20 protein-coding genes and 1 tRNA gene are annotated in these 23,958 nt (G+C 54.5%); 10 read left to right on the forward strand and 11 right to left on the reverse strand.

The genetic code is table 11. From position 1 onward, the window contains the following. Positions 1–62: 62 nt before the first annotated feature. The 10 genes from GM154_RS13750 (at position 63) to GM154_RS13795 (ending at position 9,989) form a co-directional block, all read left to right on the forward strand. Positions 63–139 (forward strand) — tRNA-Met (locus GM154_RS13750). Between the two features lie 128 nt (positions 140–267). Continuing rightward, positions 268–726 carry a ribosome maturation factor RimP gene (rimP, locus tag GM154_RS13755; RefSeq protein WP_219652521.1) on the forward strand — a complete coding sequence of 153 codons (459 nt, stop codon included), beginning with the start codon at positions 268–270 and terminating at the stop codon, positions 724–726. A gap of 47 nt (positions 727–773) precedes the next feature. Continuing rightward, positions 774–2,255, forward strand: a complete 1,482-nt coding sequence (gene nusA, locus GM154_RS13760; protein ID WP_010796809.1) for a transcription termination factor NusA — start codon at positions 774–776, stop codon at positions 2,253–2,255. 26 nt (positions 2,256–2,281) lie between these two features. Further along, positions 2,282–4,876, forward strand: coding sequence for a translation initiation factor IF-2 (gene infB / locus GM154_RS13765; protein WP_010796810.1), 2,595 nt, complete (start codon positions 2,282–2,284; stop codon positions 4,874–4,876). A 94-nt stretch (positions 4,877–4,970) separates the two neighbouring features. Continuing rightward, complete coding sequence (gene rbfA, locus GM154_RS13770) at positions 4,971–5,351, forward strand: 30S ribosome-binding factor RbfA (protein WP_019366080.1); 381 nt, start codon at positions 4,971–4,973, stop codon at positions 5,349–5,351. A 2-nt stretch (positions 5,352–5,353) separates the two neighbouring features. Then, positions 5,354–6,268 (forward strand): tRNA pseudouridine(55) synthase TruB, encoded by a 915-nt coding sequence (gene truB, locus GM154_RS13775; protein WP_010796812.1) that lies wholly within the window; start codon positions 5,354–5,356, stop codon positions 6,266–6,268. Between the two features lie 95 nt (positions 6,269–6,363). After that, complete coding sequence (gene rpsO / locus GM154_RS13780; protein ID WP_010796813.1) at positions 6,364–6,633, forward strand: 30S ribosomal protein S15; 270 nt, start codon at positions 6,364–6,366, stop codon at positions 6,631–6,633. A 154-nt stretch (positions 6,634–6,787) separates the two neighbouring features. Further along, the gene (gene pnp / locus GM154_RS13785; protein ID WP_074829466.1) at positions 6,788–8,893 is read left to right on the forward strand and encodes a polyribonucleotide nucleotidyltransferase; all 2,106 of its coding nucleotides are present in this window, start codon (positions 6,788–6,790) and stop codon (positions 8,891–8,893) included. A 235-nt stretch (positions 8,894–9,128) separates the two neighbouring features. After that, a complete protein-coding gene (locus GM154_RS13790; protein ID WP_010796815.1) occupies positions 9,129–9,491 on the forward strand; it encodes a BON domain-containing protein in 363 nt (120 codons plus the stop codon). Between the two features lie 54 nt (positions 9,492–9,545). Further along, complete coding sequence (locus GM154_RS13795) at positions 9,546–9,989, forward strand: PA2169 family four-helix-bundle protein (protein ID WP_019367432.1); 444 nt, start codon at positions 9,546–9,548, stop codon at positions 9,987–9,989. Here the strand turns inward: GM154_RS13795 and GM154_RS13800 are convergent, their stop codons facing one another. From GM154_RS13800 to GM154_RS13850, 11 genes are all read right to left on the reverse strand, one after another. Beyond that, complete coding sequence (locus GM154_RS13800) at positions 9,990–10,301, reverse strand: DUF2845 domain-containing protein (protein WP_219652522.1); 312 nt, start codon at positions 10,299–10,301, stop codon at positions 9,990–9,992. Positions 10,302–10,310: 9 nt separating this feature from the next. Next, entirely contained in the window at positions 10,311–10,604 is a 294-nt protein-coding gene (locus GM154_RS13805; RefSeq protein WP_219652523.1) for a DUF2845 domain-containing protein, read from the reverse strand. Between the two features lie 8 nt (positions 10,605–10,612). Beyond that, positions 10,613–13,471 carry a DUF748 domain-containing protein gene (locus tag GM154_RS13810; protein WP_219652524.1) on the reverse strand — a complete coding sequence of 953 codons (2,859 nt, stop codon included), beginning with the start codon at positions 13,469–13,471 and terminating at the stop codon, positions 10,613–10,615. Between the two features lie 80 nt (positions 13,472–13,551). Then, positions 13,552–14,568, reverse strand: coding sequence for a class I SAM-dependent rRNA methyltransferase (locus GM154_RS13815; protein WP_219652525.1), 1,017 nt, complete (start codon positions 14,566–14,568; stop codon positions 13,552–13,554). A 71-nt stretch (positions 14,569–14,639) separates the two neighbouring features. Further along, positions 14,640–15,518, reverse strand: a complete 879-nt coding sequence (locus GM154_RS13820) for an oxygenase MpaB family protein (RefSeq protein WP_219652526.1) — start codon at positions 15,516–15,518, stop codon at positions 14,640–14,642. Positions 15,519–15,605: 87 nt separating this feature from the next. After that, entirely contained in the window at positions 15,606–17,555 is a 1,950-nt protein-coding gene (gene acs / locus GM154_RS13825) for an acetate--CoA ligase (RefSeq protein WP_219652527.1), read from the reverse strand. A gap of 161 nt (positions 17,556–17,716) precedes the next feature. Continuing rightward, complete coding sequence (gene pgi / locus GM154_RS13830; RefSeq protein WP_219652528.1) at positions 17,717–19,381, reverse strand: glucose-6-phosphate isomerase; 1,665 nt, start codon at positions 19,379–19,381, stop codon at positions 17,717–17,719. Positions 19,382–19,563: 182 nt separating this feature from the next. Beyond that, on the reverse strand, positions 19,564–20,418 hold the full coding sequence (panC, locus tag GM154_RS13835; protein WP_219652529.1) for a pantoate--beta-alanine ligase: 855 nt from the start codon (positions 20,416–20,418) through the stop codon (positions 19,564–19,566). Then, positions 20,415–21,215 (reverse strand): 3-methyl-2-oxobutanoate hydroxymethyltransferase, encoded by an 801-nt coding sequence (panB, locus tag GM154_RS13840; RefSeq protein WP_019367423.1) that lies wholly within the window; start codon positions 21,213–21,215, stop codon positions 20,415–20,417. Before panB ends, panC begins: the two co-directional genes overlap by 4 nt. A 254-nt stretch (positions 21,216–21,469) precedes the next feature. Continuing rightward, positions 21,470–21,955, reverse strand: a complete 486-nt coding sequence (gene folK / locus GM154_RS13845; protein ID WP_219652530.1) for a 2-amino-4-hydroxy-6-hydroxymethyldihydropteridine diphosphokinase — start codon at positions 21,953–21,955, stop codon at positions 21,470–21,472. Between the two features lie 3 nt (positions 21,956–21,958). Then, positions 21,959–23,362: a polynucleotide adenylyltransferase PcnB gene (locus GM154_RS13850; RefSeq protein ID WP_219652531.1), complete on the reverse strand. Its 1,404-nt coding sequence runs from the start codon at positions 23,360–23,362 to the stop codon at positions 21,959–21,961. Positions 23,363–23,958: the final 596 nt, after the last annotated feature.

A 23,958-nucleotide genomic window follows, 5' to 3' on the forward strand; every position in this document is an offset into this window, starting at 1 on the left:
TAGTGAGCGTAAGTAGATTGACCTGAAAGAGACTCTTTCTTATACTTTCGCTCCAGCTTTGACGCGGGGTGGAGCAGTCTGGTAGCTCGTCGGGCTCATAACCCGAAGGTCGTAGGTTCAAATCCTGCCCCCGCAACCAGTCAACAAAGGCCCCTTTATAGGGGCTTTTTGTTAGCTGAACAATCAGGTCGTGCGTTCTTGCAGCGACCACAAGGGATGGGCGTTATCGCCCATTTTTTATTTGCACAGCATGCGTGAGGCAACCAGGTGTCGAGCAAGCTAGAACAGTTGCAAGCCATGCTGGCCCCCGTCATCGAAGCGCTTGGCTATGAATGCTGGGGCATCGAGTACATTTCCCAGGGCCGGCATTCTCTGCTAAGGGTCTATATCGATCATTCAAACGGAATTCTGGTTGAGGACTGTGAAAAAGTCAGTCGTCAAGTTAGCGGGATTTTAGACGTAGAAGATCCTATTTCGGGCGAATACACCTTGGAGGTTTCATCTCCAGGTATGGATAGACCTTTATTCACTCTTGAGCAATTCAACGCTTTTGTCGGTGAGCAAGTAAAAATAAGGCTTCGTTCGCCTTATGAAGGCCGCCGCAATTTTCAAGGCCTTTTGCGCGGTGTGGAAGAACAGGATGTCGTGGTTCAGGTTGATGACCATGAATATCTGCTTCCCGTCGAGATGATCGATAAGGCTAATGTCATTCCCCGATTTGAATAAGGCGCAAATCCGCGGATCCCAAAGGATTGCGACAGGCGAGGCGTACGATGAGTAAAGAAGTTCTACTGGTAGTGGAATCGGTTTCCAATGAAAAAGGTGTTCCGCCCGGTGTCATTTTTGAGGCATTGGAGCTAGCCCTGGCCACTGCCACAAAGAAACGCTACGAAGAAGATGTAGAGCTGCGTGTGGCTATTAATCGCCACAACGGTAGTTATGAAACGTTTCGCTGCTGGACAGTTGTCAAAGATGAAGACTTTGATAATCCAGCAGCAAACCTGACGCTCGATGAGGCTCAGGAAATCAATCCAGATGCCAAAATTGGCGATCTGATTGAAGAAAAGATCGAATCCATAGAGTTCGGCCGCATTGCGGCTCAAACAGCCAAGCAAGTTATTGTCCAGAAAGTGCGTGAAGCTGAGCGTGCTCAGATTGTTGATGCTTACCGCGAAAAAGTGGGTGAGATCATTTCTGGTACAGTCAAAAAAGTTACGCGAGACAATGTAATCGTCGACTTGGGCAACAATGCAGAAGCCTTACTGGCTCGTGATCAGATCATCCCACGGGAAAACTTCCGTGTTGGCGTTCGGGTTCGTGCACTGCTCAAGGAAATCCGTACGGAAAATCGTGGCCCTCAGCTAATCCTGTCGCGCACAGCGCCTGAAATGTTGATTGAGCTGTTCCGGATTGAAGTACCGGAAATATCTGAGCAGCTGATTGATGTTATGGCCGCTGCTCGGGATCCAGGCTCGCGTGCCAAAATTGCCGTGCGCTCGAAAGACAAGCGTATCGATCCGCAGGGTGCCTGTATCGGCATGCGGGGATCGCGTGTCCAGGCCGTGTCTGGCGAATTGGGCGGTGAGCGAGTAGACATCGTTTTGTGGGATGACAACCCTGCTCAGTTCGTTATCAATGCCATGGCGCCTGCTGAGGTTGCGTCAATCATTGTTGATGAAGATACCCACACCATGGATATCGCAGTTGCCGCTGATAATTTAGCTCAGGCTATTGGTCGTAGTGGCCAAAACGTTCGCCTTGCAAGTCAATTGACAGGCTGGACGCTGAACGTGATGACCGAAGAGGACATCATGGCCAAGCAGCAGGCAGAGACGGGCGATATTCTTCAGCAGTTTGTAGACGAACTGGACGTAGATGAAGAGTTGGCTCAGGTGTTGGTTGAAGAAGGTTTCACCACGCTCGAAGAAATCGCCTACGTTCCCATGGAGGAAATGCTCAATATTGATGGTTTCGATGAAGACATCGTCAATGAGCTTCGTAATAGGGCTAAGGACCGCCTGTTAACCCGTGCCATCGCGACGGAAGAACAACTGGCTGACAAGAAGCCGGAAGAAGATTTGCTTAGTCTCGAAGGCATGACTGAGGAACTCGCGCTTGAGCTGGCGCAGCGAGGCGTTGCCAATCGCGAAGATCTTGCCGAGCAGTCCATTGATGACCTGCTCGATATTAACGGCATGAATGAAGAGCGTGCCGGCAAGTTGATCATGGCTGCCCGTGCCCATTGGTTTGAGTGAGCGGTGCTGCCTGAGGAGAAGAGTGCATGACGCAAGTCACGGTGAAAGAACTGGCCCAAACGGTCAATACACCGGTTGAACGCCTGCTGCAGCAAATGCGGGAAGCGGGTCTGTCCCATAGCAGTGCAGACCAGGTTGTGACCGACACTGAAAAGCAAAAACTGCTGTCTCATCTGAAAGGAAACACCAAGCTGGACGAACCGCGTAAAATAACGCTCCAGCGCAAGACTCAAACGACATTGAAGGTGTCTGGAAGCAAGACGGTTAATGTCGAAGTCCGTAAAAAGAAGACCTACGTCAAGCAAAGTCCCGATGAGTTGGCGACCGAACAGCAGCGTGAGCTTGAGGCGCAGCGCGAGGCCGAAGAGGCTGCTCGCTTGAAGGCCGAAGAAGAAGCTCGCCAGCGAGCAGAAGAAGAGATTCGCTTGAAGGCCGAAGAGGAAGCTCGCCTTAAAGCTGAAGAAGAAGCTCGCCAGCAGGCTGCTGCCAAGGCCGCTCAAGAAGTGGCAGAAGCGGCTGCGAAAGCCGCTACAGAAACCAAGCCCGAGGAAGTAGTGGAAGAAGTGGTTGCAAATAAAGCAGCACCGGCAGCGCCGGCAGCTGCATCTGATGAGCGTAAGCGCGAAGAACCGCGTCGTCCCGTAGCGCCGCCTGTAGCAGGCAAGCGGGATGAGGATGAGCGTCGCGATCGCAAGCATGCACAGCACCGTCCTTCCTTGAAGGAGAAGGATAAGGTTAGTAGTCCGCGCGTTGTTCGTAGCGCCGGCGATGATGAAGATGATGGTTTTGGCGGTCGCCGTGGCGGCCGAAACAAGTCCAAGCTCAAAAAGCGTAACCAGCATGGCTTCCAGAACCCTACAGGGCCGGTTGTTCGTGAAGTCGCTTTAGGCGAAACAATTACTGTTGCCGAGCTGGCCCAGCAGATGTCTGTCAAGGCAGCTGAAGTCATCAAGTTCATGTTTAAGATGGGCTCGCCTGCCACGATCAACCAGGTGCTGGATCGTGAAACCGCTCAGCTGGTTGCTGAGGAGCTTGGTCACAAGGTTAAGCTGGTTAGCGAAAATGCGTTGGAAGAGCAGCTGGCTGAGTCCCTCAAGTTCGAAGGCGAGCAGGTTCACCGTGCGCCGGTGGTTACGGTCATGGGTCACGTTGACCATGGCAAGACTTCCTTGCTGGACTACATCCGTCGCGCCAAGGTTGCAGCAGGCGAAGCGGGTGGCATTACCCAGCATATCGGCGCCTACCATGTAAACACTGATCGTGGCATGGTGACGTTCCTGGATACCCCTGGTCACGCAGCATTTACTGCCATGCGTGCTCGTGGTGCTCAGGCAACCGACATTGTTATTCTGGTTGTAGCGGCCGATGACGGTGTCATGCCACAGACAGAAGAAGCTATCCAGCACGCTAAGGCTGCTGGTGTGCCGATCGTTGTTGCAGTAAACAAGATCGACAAGCCTGATGCAGATCCGGACCGTGTTAAACATGATCTGGCTGGGCGTGATGTCATCCCAGAAGAGTGGGGCGGTGATACTCAGTTTGTTCATGTATCTGCCAAAGCAGGTACTGGCGTTGATGAGCTGTTAGAAGCCATTCTTCTGCAGGCTGAAGTTCTTGAATTGACTGCAACACCTTCGGCTCCAGGTCGTGGTGTAGTAATTGAGTCGCGCCTTGATAAGGGTCGCGGACCGGTTGCTACTGTTCTGGTGCAAAACGGTACTCTGCGTCAGGGTGATATGGCCCTGGTCGGTGTTAACTTCGGTCGTATCCGTGCCATGCTCGATGAGAACGGCAAGCCGATCAAAGAGGCAGGCCCATCCATCCCCGTCGAAATTCTTGGCTTGGATGGCACGCCGGATGCCGGTGATGAGCTGACTGTTCTGACCGATGAGAAAAAAGCGCGTGAAGTTGCCTTGTTCCGTCAGGGTAAGTTCCGTGAGGTCAAGCTGGCACGTGCTCAGGCAGGCAAGCTCGAAAATATTTTCGAAAACATGGGCCAAGACGAGAAAAAGACGCTTAACATCGTTCTCAAGTCCGATGTGCGCGGTTCTCTAGAGGCTCTGCAAAGCTCGCTAAGTGGTCTGGGTAACGATGAAGTTCAGGTGCGTGTTGTTGCTGGTGGTGTAGGGGGTATCACTGAAAGTGATGCGAACCTAGCGCTGGCTTCTAATGCGGTTCTCTTCGGCTTTAACGTTCGTGCCGATGCTGGTGCTCGTAAGATCATTGAGCAGGAAGGTTTGGATCTACGTTATTACAACGTGATCTACGACATTATCGAAGATGTTAAGAAAGCGCTAACGGGTATGCTGGGCAGCGATGTTCGCGAGAACATTCTGGGCATTGCAGAAGTTCGTGACGTCTTCCGCTCGCCGAAGTTTGGCGCTGTTGCAGGCTGTATGGTTGTTGAAGGCATGGTCCATCGCAATCGTCCGATTCGTGTTCTACGTGAAGATATTGTGATCTTTGAAGGTGAACTTGAATCTCTGCGTCGCTTCAAAGATGACGTGGCTGAAGTTCGTGCCGGCATGGAATGCGGTATCGGTGTGAAGAGCTATAACGACGTTAAGGTCGGCGATAAGATCGAAGTTTTCGAGAAGGTCGAAGTAGCACGCTCGCTGTAATTCACGCAAGCGAAAAGCCAGGAGCTGGAAGTTGCCGCAAGGCAGCTTCCAGCTTCGTCTTTTTAACAGCACCTGGCTTTAAGAGAGAGCGAAGATGGCTAAAGAATACACTCGTACTCAGCGCATCGGTGATCAGATGCAGCGTGAGTTAGCGCTTTTGATTCAGCGGGAAATTAAAGATCCTCGTCTGGGCCTGGTAACGATTACTGACGTCAATGTGGCGCGTGATCTTTCCCACGCCAAAGTATTTATTACTGTTTTGGGTAAAGATTCGTCTGAGGATATTGCCCAGAATTTAGGGATTCTGAATGAAGCCTCTGGCTTTTTGCGTCAGCAGTTAGGACGCGCAATGAAGCTTAGGACGATCCCGCAAATGCGCTTTCATTATGATGAGAGCATCCGTCGCGGAGCGGAACTGTCTGCGTTGATCGAGCGTGCAGTATCTGAAGATCGTCGTCACGAGGATGGAGAGTAAGCGTGGCGCAAGTGAAACGAATCCGTCGATCGGTTAACGGTATTCTGGTACTCGACAAGCCGAGAGGCCTGACCTCTAATGCGGCCCTGCAGAAGGTACGCTGGTTGCTTAATGCTGAAAAAGCGGGGCATACCGGTAGCCTTGATCCATTGGCAACAGGTGTTTTGCCGTTGTGCTTTGGTGAGGCAACAAAGTTCTCCCAGTATCTGCTTGATGCGGATAAAGGGTATGAAACGGTTATGCAGCTAGGTGTCACTACAACGACAGGTGATGCCGAGGGAGAAATCGTTGACCGTCGAGAGGTAAACCTTGACGCCTCGGCTGTAGAAGCAGCCCTGCCAGTGTTTCGAGGTGATATCCTACAGGTTCCGCCTATGTATTCGGCGCTGAAGCGAGACGGTCAGCCGCTCTATAAGCTGGCTCGTGCAGGCGAGGTGGTGGAGCGTGAACCGCGTTCTGTTACTATTAGCCGTCTCGAGCTGCTGGCGCTGACAACGGATCGCGCTACACTCGATGTGCACTGTAGCAAGGGCACCTACATTCGGTCCCTGGTCGAAGACTTAGGCCAGACGCTTGGTTGCGGAGCTCATGTAGCGGAACTACGCAGAACTCAGGCAGGCCCCTTCGCTCTGGCTCAGTCTGTAAGCCTTGAGGTGCTTGAAAAAGCGCACGAAGAAGGTGGTGCAGAAGCGTTGGATGCCTTCCTGCTCCCGGTTGATAGTGGTCTGGAGCACTGGCCGCTGCTACAACTGACCGAGCACACAGCCTACTATTGGTTGCATGGTCAGCCGGTGCGAGCGGCGAACGCGCCCAAATTTGGCTGGATGCGAGTACAGGATAATGAAGGTCGCTTCATCGGTATCGGTGAGGTGACTGACGACGGGCGTATTGCGCCGCGTCGTTTGGTTCGGTCGTAAGACTGATATGAGGGTGGCTGTTAACAGGCATGGTCATTCCTCTTCTCTGAACACGGGGGTAGTTCCCTCGGCCTGTTATATCTAGGAGCCCTATCATGGCACTTAGCGTTGAAGAAAAAGCCCAGATCGTTAACGACTACAAGCGCGGCGAAGGCGATACCGGTTCTCCGGAAGTGCAGGTTGCTCTGCTGTCTGCCAATATCGACAAGCTGCAGGGTCACTTCAAGGCCAACAGCAAGGACCACCACAGCCGTCGTGGTCTGATCCGTATGGTTAACCAGCGTCGTAAGCTGCTGGACTACCTGAAGGCCAAGGACACTACTCGTTACAGTGACCTGATCAGCCGTCTGGGCCTGCGTCGTTGATCACGATGCAAGCTGGACGCTAGTCGCTTAAAAGCTGGGGGTCGGCTATGCCGGTTTCCAGCTTTTTTGCTTCATGCGTCCCCTGAGATCGCGCCGGGTCCGATACCCCGCCGCTCTCAAGATTTCCCCAAGGGCAATACAAGAAGGAAATACTGTGAATCCAGTAATCAAGACATTCAAATTCGGTCAGCAGACCGTAACCCTGGAGACGGGCCGTATTGCGCGTCAGGCCAGTGGTGCAGTACTTGTCAGTACTGAAGACGTTAGCGTTCTGGTCACTGTTGTGGGTGCCAAGTCTCCAGCAGAAGGCCGTGACTTCTTCCCGCTGTCTGTCCACTATCAGGAAAAGACGTATGCGGCAGGTCGTATCCCCGGTGGCTATTTCAAGCGTGAAGGTCGTCCAAGCGAAAAGGAAACATTGACCTCCCGCCTGATCGATCGCCCGATTCGTCCTCTATTCCCCGAAGGCTTCATGAACGAAGTACAGGTTGTCTGTACTGTAGTTTCTACCAACAAGAAGTCTGATCCGGATATTGCTGCCATGATCGGTACTTCTGCCGCTCTGGCTATTTCCGGCATTCCGTTCGCGGGCCCGATTGGTGCTGCACGCGTAGGGTTCCACCCAGAGCTGGGCTATATCATCAACCCAAGCTATGAGCAGCTTCAGAGTTCCAGCCTGGACATGGTTGTCGCAGGTACCTCTGACGCGGTTCTAATGGTTGAGTCCGAAGCGGACGAGCTGACTGAAGACCAGATGCTGGGCGCTGTACTGTTTGCCCATGAAGAGTTCCAGGTTGTCATCGAGGCAATCAAGGCATTTGCTGCTGAAGCAGGCAAGCCTACGTGGGACTGGCAAGCTCCGGTCGAGAACACAGCTTTGGTTAACCAGCTGCGTGCCGAATTTGGTGAGGCAATCTCTCAGGCTTATACCATTACCATCAAGCAGGACCGTTATGCGGCTCTGGGTGAGCTGCGCGATCAGGCTGTTGCCAAGTTTGCAGGTGAGGAAGAGGGTCAGTACAGTACCGCCGAGGTCAAGGAAATTTTTGGCCTGCTGGAGTATCGCACTGTACGTGAGAACATCGTAGGCGGTAAGCCGCGTATCGATGGTCGTGATACCCGTACTGTTCGTCCGCTGAATATTGAAGTGGGTGTGCTGCCCAAGACTCACGGCTCTGCATTGTTTACGCGTGGTGAAACTCAGGCGCTGGTAGCGACTACCCTGGGTACCGCCCGCGATGCTCAGATCCTCGACATGCTGGAAGGCGAGCGCCGTGACACCTTTATGCTGCACTACAACTTCCCGCCTTTCTCGGTCGGTGAGTGCGGACGTATGGGTAGCCCAGGCCGCCGTGAAATTGGTCATGGCCGTCTGGCACGCCGTGGGGTGCAGGCTATGCTGCCTTCTCAGGAAGAGTTTCCCTACAGCATTCGTGTTGTTTCAGAGATCACTGAATCAAACGGCTCAAGCTCCATGGCTTCTGTCTGCGGTGCCTCGTTGGCATTGATGGATGCTGGTGTTCCAGTTCGCGCTCCGGTTGCTGGCGTTGCGATGGGCCTGGTAAAGGAAGGCGACAGATTTGCTGTTCTGACCGATATTCTAGGTGATGAAGATCACCTCGGCGATATGGACTTCAAGGTGGCCGGTACTGACAAGGGCGTTACCGCTCTGCAGATGGACATCAAGATCAACGGTATTACCGAAGAGATCATGGAAGTCGCTCTGGCTCAGGCTCTGGAGGCTCGCCTCAACATCCTGTCCCAGATGAATCAGGTAATCGCCAAGCCGCGTGCAGAGCTGTCTGCCAATGCACCGACCATGATTGCCATGAAGATCGAGCCGGACAAGATCCGCGACGTCATCGGTAAAGGCGGCGCTGTTATTCGTGGTATCTGTGAAGAAACCAAGGCGTCGATCGACATCGAAGATGATGGCAGCGTCAAGATTTACGGCGAAACCCGTGAAGCTGCCGAAGCCGCCAAGCAGCGCGTTCTGGGTATTACTGCAGAAGCTGAAATTGGCAAGATCTACGTTGGTAAGGTCGAGCGTATTGTCGATTTCGGTGCGTTCGTAAATATCCTGCCTGGCAAAGATGGTCTGGTACACATTTCCCAGATCAGCGATCAGCGCATCGAAAAGGTTTCCGATGTACTGAAAGAAGGACAGGAAGTGAAGGTATTGGTATTGGACGTGGATAACCGCGGCCGTATCAAGCTCTCTATCAAGGATGTCGCAGCAGCTGAAGCTTCTGGCGCCTGATAGTTAGTAAGTTGAAAGCCCAGCCTTGGCTGGGCTTTTTTATGTCCGTTGTTCATGCAACTTGCATGTATTGCATGAACGATTTATTGCAATGTGCAACGATTTATTAAAAAGCCAAATCGTTAAGTTATTGATATTTAATAACTTTTTTGTGAGGCCGAGTTGGCATGCTGATTGCGATCATGATTAGTGCTAGCGCCAGGATACGGCGTACACTCAAAACAGGAGTCACACCATGAAGAAGACTTTCAGCCATTTCGCTCTTGCCGCCGCCGCTGTTACCGCTCTAAGCATGCCGCTTGCCGGAGGTGCGTTTGCTGCCACAAACCATCAAACGATGACGTTGGCCGCTAATGACAACGTGGAGAAGGCAGAGGAAACAGTTTCCGACACATGGATCACTGGAAAGGTGAAATCTTCTTTCCTTGCTGATGATCATATCAAAGGGACCGATATCAAGGTTGAGACCAACAAAGGTGTAGTCTCCCTTTCAGGTACCGTTGCGACAGACGCTCAGCGTGAGCTGGCTGTTGAAAAAGCAAAAAATATCAAAGGTGTTAAAGCCGTATCGGCTGATGGCTTGAAATCGGCCGAGTAATCTAAAGTGGCGGGCTTGAAGCCCGCCACTTTTAGTATCTGTGAGGTGAGTGCCATGTCTGGAAAAGCAGATGCCTTTGTGGATCTGATTGAAGTTTCTCGTAATGGCAGAACATTCTACGAGTCAGCGATCAATGTGGTGAGCAGTCCCCAGCTCAAAGCGTTGTTCTCTGAGATGGCTCAGATGAAAGCGGGTCTGGTTATCCTGTTAAGTAGCCAGACATCCTTGCATGGCAGGCAGCCTGCTAATGACAGTCTTTTTGTAAGCTCCTTCAAAGAGCTTTATGAACAGACCAGAGCTGCTCTAGCAGAAGCGGGGGATACCACCTATATTCAAGTGTTAGAGGAGTCTGAGGACCAGCTTCTCCACCTGCTGGAACAGGCCATACACGATATGCCGGAACTGGAAGCCAAGCCGCTGGTTCAGGAGCAGCTACAAAAAGCCAAGCTGTGCCATGATCACCTTTTAGAGCTCAAGCTTCGCCTCAACGTGGCGTAATTACTGCTCGCGCTTGCTTTCAATCTTGAACAGCCGGCCGCCGCGAAACGTCAAATAGTGATACATGCCATTCCATGGTCCATACACCCATTCTTCGACTTTAACGTCGCTGCGTCTTCTGTAACTGTCTACGACCTCAATGTAACCTAGGTTAGCACGGCTGCCGGGCCTTCCACATTTACGGTAAATTTCGCTGATATGGTCATCTGTATTGACCAGCTGACTACCGCATCGTAAGGACTCGGCATGAGCAGGCCACACTATGATAGGGAGGATGAGCAGTACAGAGAATCGAAGAGCATTAAAGGGCATGAACAGGCTCTAATCACGTGTGAATTCGATGCTAACAAGCCGGTTGGCTTCAAATGTCAAGATGTAGGTTCCACCATTCCAGGGACCGTAAACCCATTCTTCCCGTGTCGATTCCCTACGACCATAGTCACCCTGCGTGTAGCCTATAAAATCTCGATGCGCAGGTTCGCCGCATTTCCGTTGTACCTCAAACGTACGGTCGCCCCGGTTAACCAAGTTACTGCCGCAGCGGAGCGTGTCACCTAGCGCCACCGAGACGGAGAGCGCTAGTAATAGGGCTATGGCGGTTGTGGTGTATCTCATCTGCTGTCCTAGCTACTGCCAAGATGAAGTTGTGCCGCGATACGCCCATTATTGCCTTGCTGGCTTGTATTGACATCAATTAAATAAATACGCCCTTCCTCAAGCCCGGTCTTTTCTACGAGGTATTGCTTGATGTTTTGAGCACGCGCCTGTGCCAGTCGTCGCAGAAGCAGATCACTCGTTTTCCATGAATCAAGAATGGCAGCACTCAGACGCTGCTGCCGCTCGGTATCGCTCAGGTATGTCCACTCGGCAGGCGGCTGTTGTTTAAGGCGGGTACGGTAAATCCCCTCCAGCAAGGCAGGTCGCATATCCTCCGGTACGACAAGCTGGGTGGCATCTGCGGGAACCTTGTCGCCTCGCCGCTGCAGCAAATTGTAGTACTGTGTCTGGAATTCGCGCTCCAGGCGCTGCGCAGAAAGTGAAGGGCCGTCGATCTCAACCGCGCTACGGCCTTCTACATCCAGTTGCAGCTGCGGACGCCTTTTTAGCGCCTGGGCCAGCGTATCGAGCGACTGACGCGCCTCACCCGTCAAGTTGACCGAGGCCGCTTCAAAGGGTATCTCGTTGAGATCCGTTTCTGCTCGACCTGCCAGGCCTGCCAGCATCTTGAAGGGCGATTGGACGGCCCTTGCAATGACGTTGCGCATCGTTTGCCAGATGATGGGCGCCACGCTGAAGTTAGGGTCGTTGAGGTTACCCGCGACAGGGAGAGTCAGGTCAATTCTGCCGTGGGAGTCCTTGAGTAGCGCAACCGCAAGCCTGACAGGCAGGTCGACGGCATCAGGGCTGTCAATCCGTTCACCTAGCTCAAGCTGATCCAATACCAGATGGTTTTGAGCATCCAGCTTGCTGTTGTCGATCCGGTAGTTGAGATCCAGGTCCAGGCGCCCTTTGCGGATGGCATAGCCGGCGAATTTTCCGGAATAGGGCGTGAGGGTTGTAAGTTCAACATGACGGAATGCTGCTGTTACGTTGAGTTTGTTGAGCGGATCCAGTGGGTTCAGACGACCTTTGATATTGACGGGTGCAAAGCGATCCACCTTGCCGGTCAGGCTTATTTCCGCCGGATCGGAGGCCTTTGTATCCAGCGTGCCGACCTGACCGTTCAGCTCCTGAATAGCTGTTATGAAGCTGGGCGTAAGGCTATAGTCTGCAAAATTGGCCGAGCCGTTAACGACATGAATACCGCCGATGTGCAGGGTTAGCGGAGTGGTGTTGTCAGGTGCTTCGTCTTTGGGTTGAGGAATCAGCAGCTGACGAAAGTTGGTGGTCAGGTCTTCGTTGATAATAAGACGGGCATAGGGGCGCAGCAGGGTAATGTCATCAATGGCGAGACGCTGGCCATGCTCGTAGCTGATACCTTTGAGCGTAAGCGTTTGCCAGCGCAGGAAGTCACGCTGGCGCTGGGTATCTAGAGTATGTAGCTGGGTGAGCTGGGCCTGCCCGGTCACGGACAAGGCAAGAGGCGCTGTATCATGGAGAGAGAGGTTGATGTCGCTTGCCAGCATGCCGCTCCGCACTTCAAGGCGGATATAGGGGGCAATATAGGCTTGGGCCAGACGCAGGTCGATATCATTATTCACGATATGCAGGCGAGCGGTCACAGGACTCAGTGTCAGCTCACCGCTAACCTCAAGCTGCCCATGTAGACCAACTTGAGCGTTGAGGTTGACCGTGGTCGGCATTTGGCCTGCCAGATCAAGGCTGGATAACGCCAGGTTGATGTCTTTTATGTCCAGATCTACAGGTGCTGAAGCGGCCAGGTCTTTTATATGAAGGCGGCCGCCTTGTAGGTCAGTCTTGCCAATGCTGATCTGCCAATTCGGTGTGTCGGGCAACGCCTCGGGTTGCTCCGGGAAGGTGAACAGCTTGGCCCAATCCAGCTGACCGTCCCGATCCTGAGATACCCAGGCCTCCAAGTTTCGGGTCTCGAGCTTTCCCAGATGAATCTGGCGTTTGGTCAGGTCCAGTGTGGCATCGGCAATAGCGAGGTGGTTCAGATGTATCTGTGGCGTGGCATTGACTGCTTTGCTGGAAAACTCATCAAGGCTCAGGCTGGTCTTGGACAGTTGTAATTGAAGGGTTTTTCCTGTTTCGAGGTGGTACTGAGCATACCCATTCAACCGACCCTTATCGAGTGAAAGCGGTAACGCTTCGCTGACGTAGGCCCACCAGGGGGCCAGCGCAGCCTCCTTGAGTTCCAGGGAGCCATTAAGGGTGAAAGGGACCAGCTGGAGCGCTCCTTCGCTTGTGAGTGCACCATCCTGGCCTGCTTGGGCACTCAGGCTGTAGCGGCCTGGATTTTCTGTGCGGGTGCCGATGTTTTCCAGGGTCAGATCAATGGGGTTGAAACTGACTTCGACGGGCTGTTTGAGCTGTTGATCTCGGTAATGCACTTGGGCCCTCTGAAGGACAAGAGCATCGATGGTCAAGGGAAAAGGTGGCTCGGTTGCGTTTGCCGTAGGCTTGTCTTGAGGGTCGGAATTCTCAGACGTTTTAAACAGCTCGGTAAGATTTAGCGTACCGTCTTTCTCGAGCGTAACGTCGACAACGGGCTCTTCCAGCTCCAGACGCGCCAGATGCGCTTCCCTTCGCCATAAGCTGTTCAGTTCAAGGTCAGCATAGAGGCGCTTGGCTGCCAAGACGGGGTGTTCGGGAGAACCAATGCGAAACCCCTTCAGTTCTACTTCAAATGTGAAGGGATTGAAGGTGATCTCATCAATCTGAGCAGGCTGCGTGGTGTAACGCGTCAACTGTTGGTTTGCAACGTGCAACGCAACGCGCGGGAGAATCAAAAAACCAAGCAGGCAATACAGCAGGAGGAGCGACAACACAATGGCGGCGCGTTTCAATGCTTTGGGCATGGCGTCTATCCATCAAGAGTGCTCTCCAGTATCGCACGTGCCGCTGTGGTGCCAACGGCAGCATGCGCAAAGCGTGATCGTTACAACTGTAAAATCAAGGTCTTAAGGGGCGGTTGGCCGTCAAAGGACGGGAAGTCCTCGTCTGGCGCGATAACCTGACAGTCACGTACCGGTCTTCCTTGTTTGCTGGCGCAGCGCAGGACAGACTCGCGCCATTCTGCCATGGAGACTTTGGCCAGGTTGTTACAGCACACCAGGGTGCCGTTTTCGGCAGTAGCCAGGAGCGCTGGTTTAAGCAGGCTTTGATAGTCACGCTGAAGATCTACCGTTCCAAAGGCACTTTTGGCCCAGGCCGGTGGATCAAGAAACACAAGGTCGAATTGCTTTGGGTCCAGGCGAGGATAACTGGGCAAGCGCTGGCCTCGACGATGAGTGATAGGTAAGCCGGCTAGCTGGCGAATAGCGGGGAAATAGTCCGACTGAACGAACTGCATGGGCGGCAATGAAGGATTGAGAGTACCGTTTTCCTGACCTACAGCCAGATTGCGCGTAGCGAAGTCCAGATTCCAGACCTCCTGCGCTCCACCAGCCGCAGCGCAGAGTCCTACACCGCAGGTATAGGCAAATAGATTCAGGACTGACTTGTCCTGGCTGTTCTGCTTGACCCAGCCTCGTGCGTTACGCAAGTCAAGAAAGAGTAACGGGTCTTGGCCGGCATGGCGGCCCCGCACACGATAGGTCAAGCCCCATTCGTGAGCGGCGGTGGCTTCCAGTGCATCTGGTTCGGTTGTATGGGCGGTGCTGCTGCGATCAATCCGGGAATTGCCTTGCGACCGGTCGTTATAGACGAGAAATAATTCCTGGCCCAAAAAACGCTGAACCTGCTGATGCAGTGCAAGGATTACGTCATTTTCAACAGGGGCATGAAAGCTCTGAATCAGTAACTGCGGGCCGTACCGGTCGAGCGTAAGTCCTGCTGCTCCCTCCTGTGATCCATGAAACAGTCGATAGCAGTCCGTACCCTGGGTGTGGAGTCGTACCAGGAGCGACTCACGGCGGGACAATGCTGCGTCCAGAGCAGAGAAAAGGGTTTGCATGAGCAGGCCTTGAAGCGAAGAGCAATAAAGGCGTACAGAATACAGATTATTGTGGGCTGCCGTGCGACCGATCAGGGCTTGGTGGGCTGACCCATGCGGCGGCGTGCCCGATGTGAAGAGCCGTTGCGAACCGCCCAGCGTAACAGGGGGGCTGTACGGTTGACGCCGGCCCTTACCAGATGCCGCTCCGCATGGCCGGGCAGGATATCCAGTTGCTGAGCGGCCCATTCGGGTAGCAGATCAATCCCTGCTCTCATGATCAGTGAACCGAATGGCTTGGCCAGCGCACTGGGGGCTGGGGCTGAAAGCAGGATCTGCGTAATCTCGCGTGTACGTTCATCGCAGACCAGCTCTGGGCGCATCGTATTGAGGTAATGTTCGATTTCTACCCGTGATACCGGGACTTGCTGAGCGCCCAGTTGTCTGGCAATCAGGGAAACTTCTCGGTAATAACGGTCCTGCTCCGCAAGGGAAAAGTGGGGATTGAAATAGCGAAGGTAGGCTTTCAGGAAGCTGCTTACCTCTGCGACATGTACCCACGTCAAAAGATCAGGGTCATCGGCTGCGTAAGGGCGTCCATCCAGGGCAACTCCTTTGATATGGCCATGAATCATCCGGACTTTTTTGATCAACCGTTGTGCATCGGCTTGGTTGCCAAAGGTAGTGGCGGCAATGAATTGGCCGGTACGCCGTAATCGGCCCAGCATATCTTCTCGAAAGCGGGAGTGATCCCAGACACCTGCCAGTGCCAAGGGATGCAGCATTTGCAGAAGCAGGGCGGCGACCCCGCCGACCATCATGCAGGTAAAGTCACTGTGTACCTTCCAGCAGGCGGAATCAGGTCCGAACAAGCCAGGGTCCCCAGGTGGGTTTTCGTAATCGACTCCGCCCAGGCTTAGCCCGGTAAGGCTCATGACCTGACTTTCAATACGGCGTCGCAGGATTTCCATTACAGCCCCAAATGATGCTTCCTCACGTAAAGCTTAATGGATAACGAGCCGCCAGACATCCAATGCTATGCCCGGCGGCGGTTTTACTCACTTTTTGGCTGCAAGATTCTGCCGATGCTCAATCAGCTCCTGCACGACAGAAGGATCAGCCAGGGTGGAGGTATCGCCCAGAGTGTCCAGCTCATCACAGGCAATCTTGCGCAGGATACGTCGCATGATCTTGCCAGAGCGTGTCTTGGGTAGCCGCGGCGCCCACTGGAGGAAGTCCGGTTTTGCAAAGCTGCCAATCTCGGAACTGACCTGAGCCAGCAGGCGCTTTTTCAGCTCATCCGTGGGTTGCACACCGCCCATTGGGGTGACAAATGCATAGACGCACTGGCCTTTCACATCATGGGGGCAGCCTACTACAGCGGCCTCGGCCACTTCGTCATGCAAGGCCAGCACGCTTTCCACTTCTGCCGTGCCGATCCGGTGGCCGGATACGTTGATTACGTCATCCACGCGGCCGGTAATCCAGTAATACCCATCTTCATCACGGCGGGCACCGTCACCGGTGAAATAGTAGCCGGGGTAAGCCTTGAAGTAGGTATCGATCATACGTTGATGATCGCCATAGATGCTTCGGATCTGGCTGGGCCAGCTGGCCTTGATAGCCAGAACACCTGCGGCAGGACCTTCGATCTCCTTGCCTTTGTCGTCCAGAAGAACAGGCTGAACGCCAAAGAAGGGGCGTGTAGCCGAGCCGGGCTTGAGGTCCGTTGCGCCAGGGAGCGGTGCGATTAGGATGCTGCCTGTTTCGGTCTGCCACCATGTGTCGACAATAGGGCAGCGCTTCTCACCTACGACGCGGTAGTACCATTCCCACGCTTCAGGATTAATGGGTTCGCCTACACTACCCAGCAAGCGGAGGCTGGCGCGGGAGCTTTTGTGCACATGGGCGTCTCCCTCACGCATTAGTGCCCGAATGGCGGTGGGGGCTGTATAGAAGATGTTAACCTGATGCTTATCCACGACCTGCCAGAAGCGTGAGGCATCCGGATAACTGGGCATGCCTTCGTACATCAGCGTTGTTGCCCCATTGGCCAAGGGACCATAGACGATGTAACTGTGGCCGGTTACCCAGCCGACGTCCGCTGTGCACCAGAAGATCTCACCTTCGTGATAATCGAATACATACTTGAAGGTCATTGCAGAGCCCAGCAGGTAACCCCCGGTGGTATGTAATACCCCTTTGGGTTTACCGGTCGAGCCCGAGGTGTAGAGGATGAAGAGCGGATCTTCCGCATCCACCGGTTCGGCCGGACATTCATCACTGACGTTTTGCACGGCGTCGTGGTACCAAACGTCCCGACCTTCGGTCCATGCAATATTGCCCTTGGTGCGCTGTACTACGATCACGTTGGAAACATTCGGGCATGAGGCCAAGGCCTTATCCACATTGTTTTTGAGCGGGACACATTTGCCGCCGCGGGTCCCTTCATCGGCGGTAATGACGGTACGGCAATCGGCATCCAGGATACGGTCGCGCAGGGCGTCGGGAGAAAAACCGCCAAACACCACAGAGTGGACCGCACCCAGCCGGGAGCAGGCCAGCATGGCATAGGCCGCCTCGGGAATCATGGGGAGATACAGGCACACACGGTCACCTTTCTTGACGCCATGCGCCTTCAGAACGTTAGCCAGCCTGCAAACATTCTGGTGCAACTCACGGTAGGTGATTTTCTGGGAGTCGGAGGGATTGTCGCCTTCCCAGATAATGGCGACCTGGTCCGCACGCTTGTCCAGATGGCGGTCGATACAGTTGTAGGACACATTCAGTTGACCACCCTTGAACCACGAGGCTTCACCCTTGGCCAGATCGCTATGGTGAACTTCATCCCACGGTTTGAACCAGTCAAGCATGGCTTTGGCCTGCTCACCCCAAAAGCGCTCAGGGTCTTCAATGGACTGGCGATAGAGACGCTCATAGCCTTCTTTATCCAGAAGGGCTTGCTTTTGCACTGCTTCGGGCACGGGGTAGCGATGGTGTTCCGACATGGCGGGCTCCTGTTGTGGTTGTTCTCCGCTTTCATCCACATTAGGCGCTATTTGGGCGATGGGGTTCAGCCAGGCGATAGAGTGTGTGTATTTCTGGCCGAAAGTCGTAGGCGAAAATAAAAAAACGCCGCAAGAGCGGCGTTTTGAGCGGAGCGGATTGGTCAGCCGCGATGGTGCTGGCGGAAGTACTCGATCAGACCTTGAGTCGAGGCATCTTCCGCAGCCTCTTCTCCATTGCCAACCAAATGCTGATAGACGCTGTTACCCAGCTCTTTACCCAGCTCTACGCCCCACTGGTCAAAGGCATTGATACCCCAGATCACGCTTTGCACGAATACCTTGTGCTCATAGAGCGCCACCAGGGCGCCTAGGCTGCTCGGGGTTACGCGCTCGAATACCAGCGTATTGCTGGGGCGGTTGCCCGGGATTACCTTGTGCGGAGCCAGGAATGCTACTTGCTCATCAGGCAGGCCCTTAGCGCGCAGTTCGGCTTCCGCTTCTTCAAGCGTCTTGCCGCGCATGAGGGCCTGGCTCTGGGAGAGGCAATTGGCATACAACCAGGGGTGATGGTCAGCAATGGGATGATGGCTGGAGGCCGGCACGATGAAATCGCATGGAATCACCGGGGTGCCCTGGTGCATCAGCTGGTGATACGCGTGTTGCCCATTGGTGCCTACGCCACCCCAGATGACCGGGCCGGTTGCCGTGGCGACGGGAGTACCGTCCTGGCGAACACGCTTGCCATTGGACTCCATATCCAGCTGCTGCAAATGCTTAGTGAAGTCGCGCAGATAGTAATCGTAGGTCAGTACAGCGTGGCTCTGAGCATCCCAGAAGTTGCCATACCACACACCCAGCAGGCCCAGCAGCACGGGCAGGTTGCTTTCGAAGGGCGTCTTCAGGAAGTGCTGGTCCATAGCATAGGCGCCGGCCAGCAATTCCTTGAAATTGGATACACCGATGGCAATGGCAACAGGCAGGCCGATTGCCGACCACAGCGAGTAACGGCCCCCGACCCAATCCCACATCGGGAAAATGTTTTCTTCGCTGATCCCGAACTCAACGGCTGTCTTCACGTTACTGGAGACCGCAATGAAATGCTTGTGCAGATCCTGCTCGGCGCAGCCCTGGCCAAGGCACCACGCACGTGCAGCCTGGGCGTTTTTCAGGGTTTCCAGGGTACCGAAGGATTTGGAGGAAACGATGAATAAGGTCGTTTCGGCTTCCAAGCCGGTCACCAGTTCATGGAATTCGCTGCCATCGATGTTTGCGAGGTAATGGCAGCGGACCTGCGACTGTGCGTAAGGCGTGAGTGCTTCGGCAACCTGCTGGGGCCCGAGAAAGGAGCCGCCGATTCCGATATTGACGACATCTGTGATCGGCTTGCCTGTGTGTCCTCGCCAGAGGCGGTTATGGATACGGTTGACCAGGTCGGTCATGCGGCCCAGTACGCGATGTACCTCCGGCATGACATCTTGCCCGTTCACCATCACCTTGTCGCCTAGCGGGCGGCGCAGGGCTGTATGGAGTGCAGGACGATTTTCCGAGGAATTGACGGGCTCGCCTGACAATAACGCCTTGATCGCGCCTTCAAGGTTTGCTTCACGTGCCAGGTTGATCAGCAGGTCGCGAGTCTGCTGAGTTAGCAGGTTCTTGGAGTAGTCCAGAAACAGCCCGCAGGCGCTCAATGAAAATTGCTTGAAGCGTCCTGGGTCCGCCGCGAACGCATTACGCATAGTGAAGGACTGCATATCCTGACGATGTTCTGTCAGTGCCTGCCAGGACTTCAACTCGGTAACGTTGATAGGCTGTTTGTAATACTCCATTGGGATTCGCTTCCTTCTGTAGGTATTGTCGTACGTTGTGCACTACATCTTGGGATAAAGCTTGTGGCACGCCCGGCTATAGCACGCCAGATAGAGCGCGTCAGTCAAGCTAATGATGGCCGTCAGACACGAAAAAGCCCGGGGTGTTCCGGGCTTTAGCGAAGCGGTGCTCATCCTGCTGATTAGATATCAAGCTCGAATGACAAATTATCAATCAACCGCGTGTTTCCAACATAGACGGCCAATAGTATTACCAGTTGCCGATCGGCTTCTGCCGCCGGGCGCAATGTGCCTTGCTGGCGAAGCTCCAGATAATCCACTCGCAGGCCATCCGCTTCAAGCTGCTGTCTGGCTTCGTCGAGCAGGGAAGGGTAGTCGCGGCGACCTGCCTGGATACGCTCGGCCACTTGTTTCAGCAGGCTATACAGGCAAGGGGCCGTGGCGCGCTGTTCGCCATTGAGGTAGCCGTTACGTGATGATAGTGCCAGCCCATCGGTGTCTCGAACGGTAGGCTGACCTATGATCTCGATAGGCATGTTCAGGTCATTGACCATCTTGCGGATAACAGCGAGCTGCTGGTAGTCCTTTTCACCAAACACAGCGACATCAGGCTGGACCATGTTGAACAGCTTGCTGACAACCGTGGCGACGCCTTCGAAATGACCGGGGCGGCTGCCGCCACACAGGCCTTCCGAAACGACCGGGACGCTGACCCGTGTCTGGTGGTCCATCCCTTCGGGATACATCTCCGATACGGCAGGTGCAAATAGAACTGCGCAGCCGGCCGCTGCCAGTTTCTCCTGGTCAGCGGCAAGCGTTCTCGGGTATTTGTCCAGGTCTTCGGTGGGACCGAACTGCAGTGGATTGACGAAAATACTGGCAACCACGAAATCGCTATGGACCCGCGCTGTATCAACCAGGGCGACATGGCCTGCATGCAGATTGCCCATGGTGGGAACAAAACCGATGCGCTTGCCTGAGCGGCGGGCCTCGGCGACTGCGTTTCGCAGCTCGCTGATAGTGTGTACGGTAATCATGCCGAAAATCCGTGTTCTGGTGCGGGAAAGGTGCCGCTCTTGACAGCCTGGACATAGGCTGTGAAGGCTTCCTGGATACTGCTCTGGCCGGCCATGAAATTCTTCACGAACTTGGGTGAGCGGCCTGTCAGAGCAAGGCCTAGCATGTCGTGCATGACCAGTACCTGCCCATCCGTGTCCGCGCCAGCACCGATACCGATGACCGGTATGTTGGCAGCGCGTGTGATGTCGGCCGCCAGCGGGCTGGGGACACACTCAAGCACAATCATGGCAGCTCCGGCTGCCTCAAGCGCCTTGGCATCTTCACGCAGCTGCTGGGCGCGAGCCTCATCACGCCCTTGTACCTTGAAGCCACCAAACACATTTACTGACTGAGGCGTAAGGCCCAGGTGCGCGCAGACCGGAACGCCCCGCTCAGCCAGCTGGCGAATAGGCTCTGCCAGCCAGGCAGCGCCTTCCAGCTTGATCATGTGCGCGCCGGCCTGCATCAGTGCGCCAGCATTCTGGAAGGTCTGCTCCAGTGTCGAGTAAGCCATAAAGGACATATCGGCCACGATAAGTGCGCCACGATTGCCGCGTTTTACACAGGCCGTGTGATAGGCCATATCGGCCGTGGTAACAGGCAGGGTGCTGTCGTGGCCCTGAAGGACCATGCCCAGGGAGTCGCCTACCAGCAGTATTTCGACGCCCGCCTGGCTAGCCGTATGGGCAAAGGTCGCGTCATAGCAGGTCAGCATGGTGATTTTTTCACCGCGCTGTTTCAGCGCCTGCAAAGTGGTGAGGGTAACCTCAGGCATATCAAACTTCCTCTTCAGGCTGTGTCCTGAATGGCTGGGGACATACAGTCGTATCTTTTTATTCTGGTTGATGGCTGTAGCGAACTACAGATCTCATCGCTTGCCTGCCAATTCTGCAGAGGACACAGCCTGTCTGTAGGCAGTAACAAAGGGATGGCCAGGCAAGTGGGTGCCTATAGTCTCGGCGAGTTCAGGGGAAGTCAATCACGATGTGTTACCGGAACGTTACGGTAACACTATGACTTGCAAGTCCCTTATTCCAGTCGCTCCAGGCCCACGAACGGGCACTGGTCCAGCAGCGCCTGCAACAGGCTGCCATCGGGCAGGCGCAACTCATCCGAGGCAATTTCGGCCAGAGGGTAGAGAACGAACGCCCGGGCATGCATATGATAGTGCGGTACGGTCAGGCGGGGCTCATTGATCGTGTGGCTGCCGAATAGCAGGATATCAAGGTCTAGTGTTCTGGGGCCCCAGCGCTCATCCTTGCGGACTCGACCCTGCTGTTGCTCGATGGCTTGCAGCTCATCCAGCAGCGCAAGTGGTTCCAGAGCGGTATCAAGCGCTGCGACAGCATTTACATAGCGGGGCTGATCAGCCGGACCCAATGGGTCGCTTCCATAAAAGGAGGATCGGGAGACAAGTCGGCTTTGCGGAAGCGTATTCAACGCCGCCAGCGCTGATTCAAGCTGGGTACGGGGCTCCGCCAGATTACTGCCGAGCCCGATGTAAACACGCTCCATCGATTACTCCGCTGGCGGGGTAGGTTTGTCGGTGCCAGGTGTGCGACGCTTGCGTGACCCACCGCCACGGCGGCGCTTGCGGACCGCGCCCTTGCCGTCTTCCTGACTCAGTTCACGAATCATCTCTCGACGTTGACTGTCGCTGACTTCCTGATAACGCGTCCACCATTGACCCAGGTTGCCGGTGCGCTCGCCGGCGCTCTCCCGCAACAGGAGGAAGTCATAGCCTGCTCGGAAGCGGGGGTTTTCCAAGAGCATATCGGCGCGTTTGCCTTGACGGCGAGGCAAGCGTTCCTGCATGTCCCAGATCTCGCGCATGGGAATGGTAAAGCGCTTGGGAATGGCGATCCGGCGACACTGTTCGAGCGTAATGTCGTGAGCCGCTTCCTGCATGGCTGGAATCGGTGGTAGCCCCTTTTCCTGATGGTAATCCACACGGGCGGGAAGGGCAGGCCAGAGCAGCGCTGCAAACAGGAAGGCGGGTGTTACCGGCTTGCCTTCACGAATACGTGCGTCCGTATTGGCCAACGCCTGCTTGATGAGACGTCCTGTGTATTCAGGGTTCTTTTCGAGCGCTTCAGCCGTTGCCGGGAACAGAGGGGCAAAGAGGTCATAGCTGACCAGCAGCTCATAGGTGCGCTCTGCGTTACCGCTCAGGAACAATTTGAGCACTTCATCGAAGAGACGGGAGGCTGGGATGTCCCTCAACAGGTGTGCCAGGCGGCGAATAGGTGCTGCTGTCTGCTCTTCGATCTCGAAGCCCAGCTTAGCCGCGAAGCGTACGGCTCGCAGCATGCGCACTGGATCTTCCTGGTAGCGCTGCTCGGGATCTCCAATCAGGCGAATCAGGCGATTACGAATATCCGAGGCGCCATTAGCATAGTCGAAGATACGTTCCTGGGTAGCTTCGTAGTACAGGGCATTGATCGTGAAGTCACGCCGCTGTGCATCCTGCTCCTGATTGCCGTAGATGTTGTCACGAAGGATGCGCCCACTTTCGTGGCGGGCGGAGTGAACGGAGTCTTCATCCTCTTCTTCTTCGGGGTGATTGGCACGGAAGGTCGCCACTTCAATGATCTCTCGGCCAAAATGCACGTGGACCAGCTTGAAGCGACGTCCAATGACGCGTGCATTGCGAAATTCAGCGCGTACCTGCTCAGGCGTTGCGTTGGTCGCGACGTCGAAATCCTTCGGCTCAACGCCCAGCATCAGATCTCTTACGCAACCACCGACCAGATAGGCCTGGTAGCCAGCCTTCTCCAGCCGATCCACAACGCTCAGGGCATGGCGACTAATCTGTTCACGCTCCAGCGCGTGCTGGCTACGAGGAATCACGATAGGTAGTTCAGGCTTACTGGGTGCGCGACGTAATGGCGAACGCAGGGACTGGATCAGCTTTTTCAGCATTGATAGCACTGTTCTTGAGGTCGGCGGAGCGAGCGGAAACCCGCGGTTATGGCGGATTCTAGCATTATAGGAGGGGATCTTGAATGATGGCTGGCGTGAAGCTTAAGGCACTGGGGGAGCCGAAGCTCCCCCCCAAATTGGTACGTGCTTTGTTTTTATTGTTATATCGAACCTGTTGTTTTTCTTGTCTGGTCCGTCCTGGTCGGATACCTGCCGCCAGGAGGGCTCCCAAATTCGGGGCCAAGAGCAAACGGATTACTTTGGACGCTGATGTCGTCATGATCACAATTGATCTATCCAGTGCAGGTGCTGCCTCAGGGCAGTTTTATTGTTCTCGGCCTGGTACGGGGCAAATGCTCCGCAATCGACTCTTCTCCAAAATGATCAGTTAGCTACGCCTCCGCCTGCTTGTTCTTATTGTGCTGGAGTCGTTACGTCTTATTTTTATTAGGGGTTTTACTGATTTTTTATTTTTGTTGTGCCAGATATAAAGCAGATGCTGTGCCAACTTTTGAAAATCCTTTTAAAACAATGGTTTATGAAAATATGTAGTGTTTTTTGAGGCGGGCAACATGAGAAATTCGTTACCGTTAACC

The organism is Pseudomonas sp. MAG002Y (assembly GCF_019400845.1).
GTDB classification, from domain to species: Bacteria; Pseudomonadota; Gammaproteobacteria; order Pseudomonadales; family Pseudomonadaceae; genus Chryseomonas; species Chryseomonas luteola.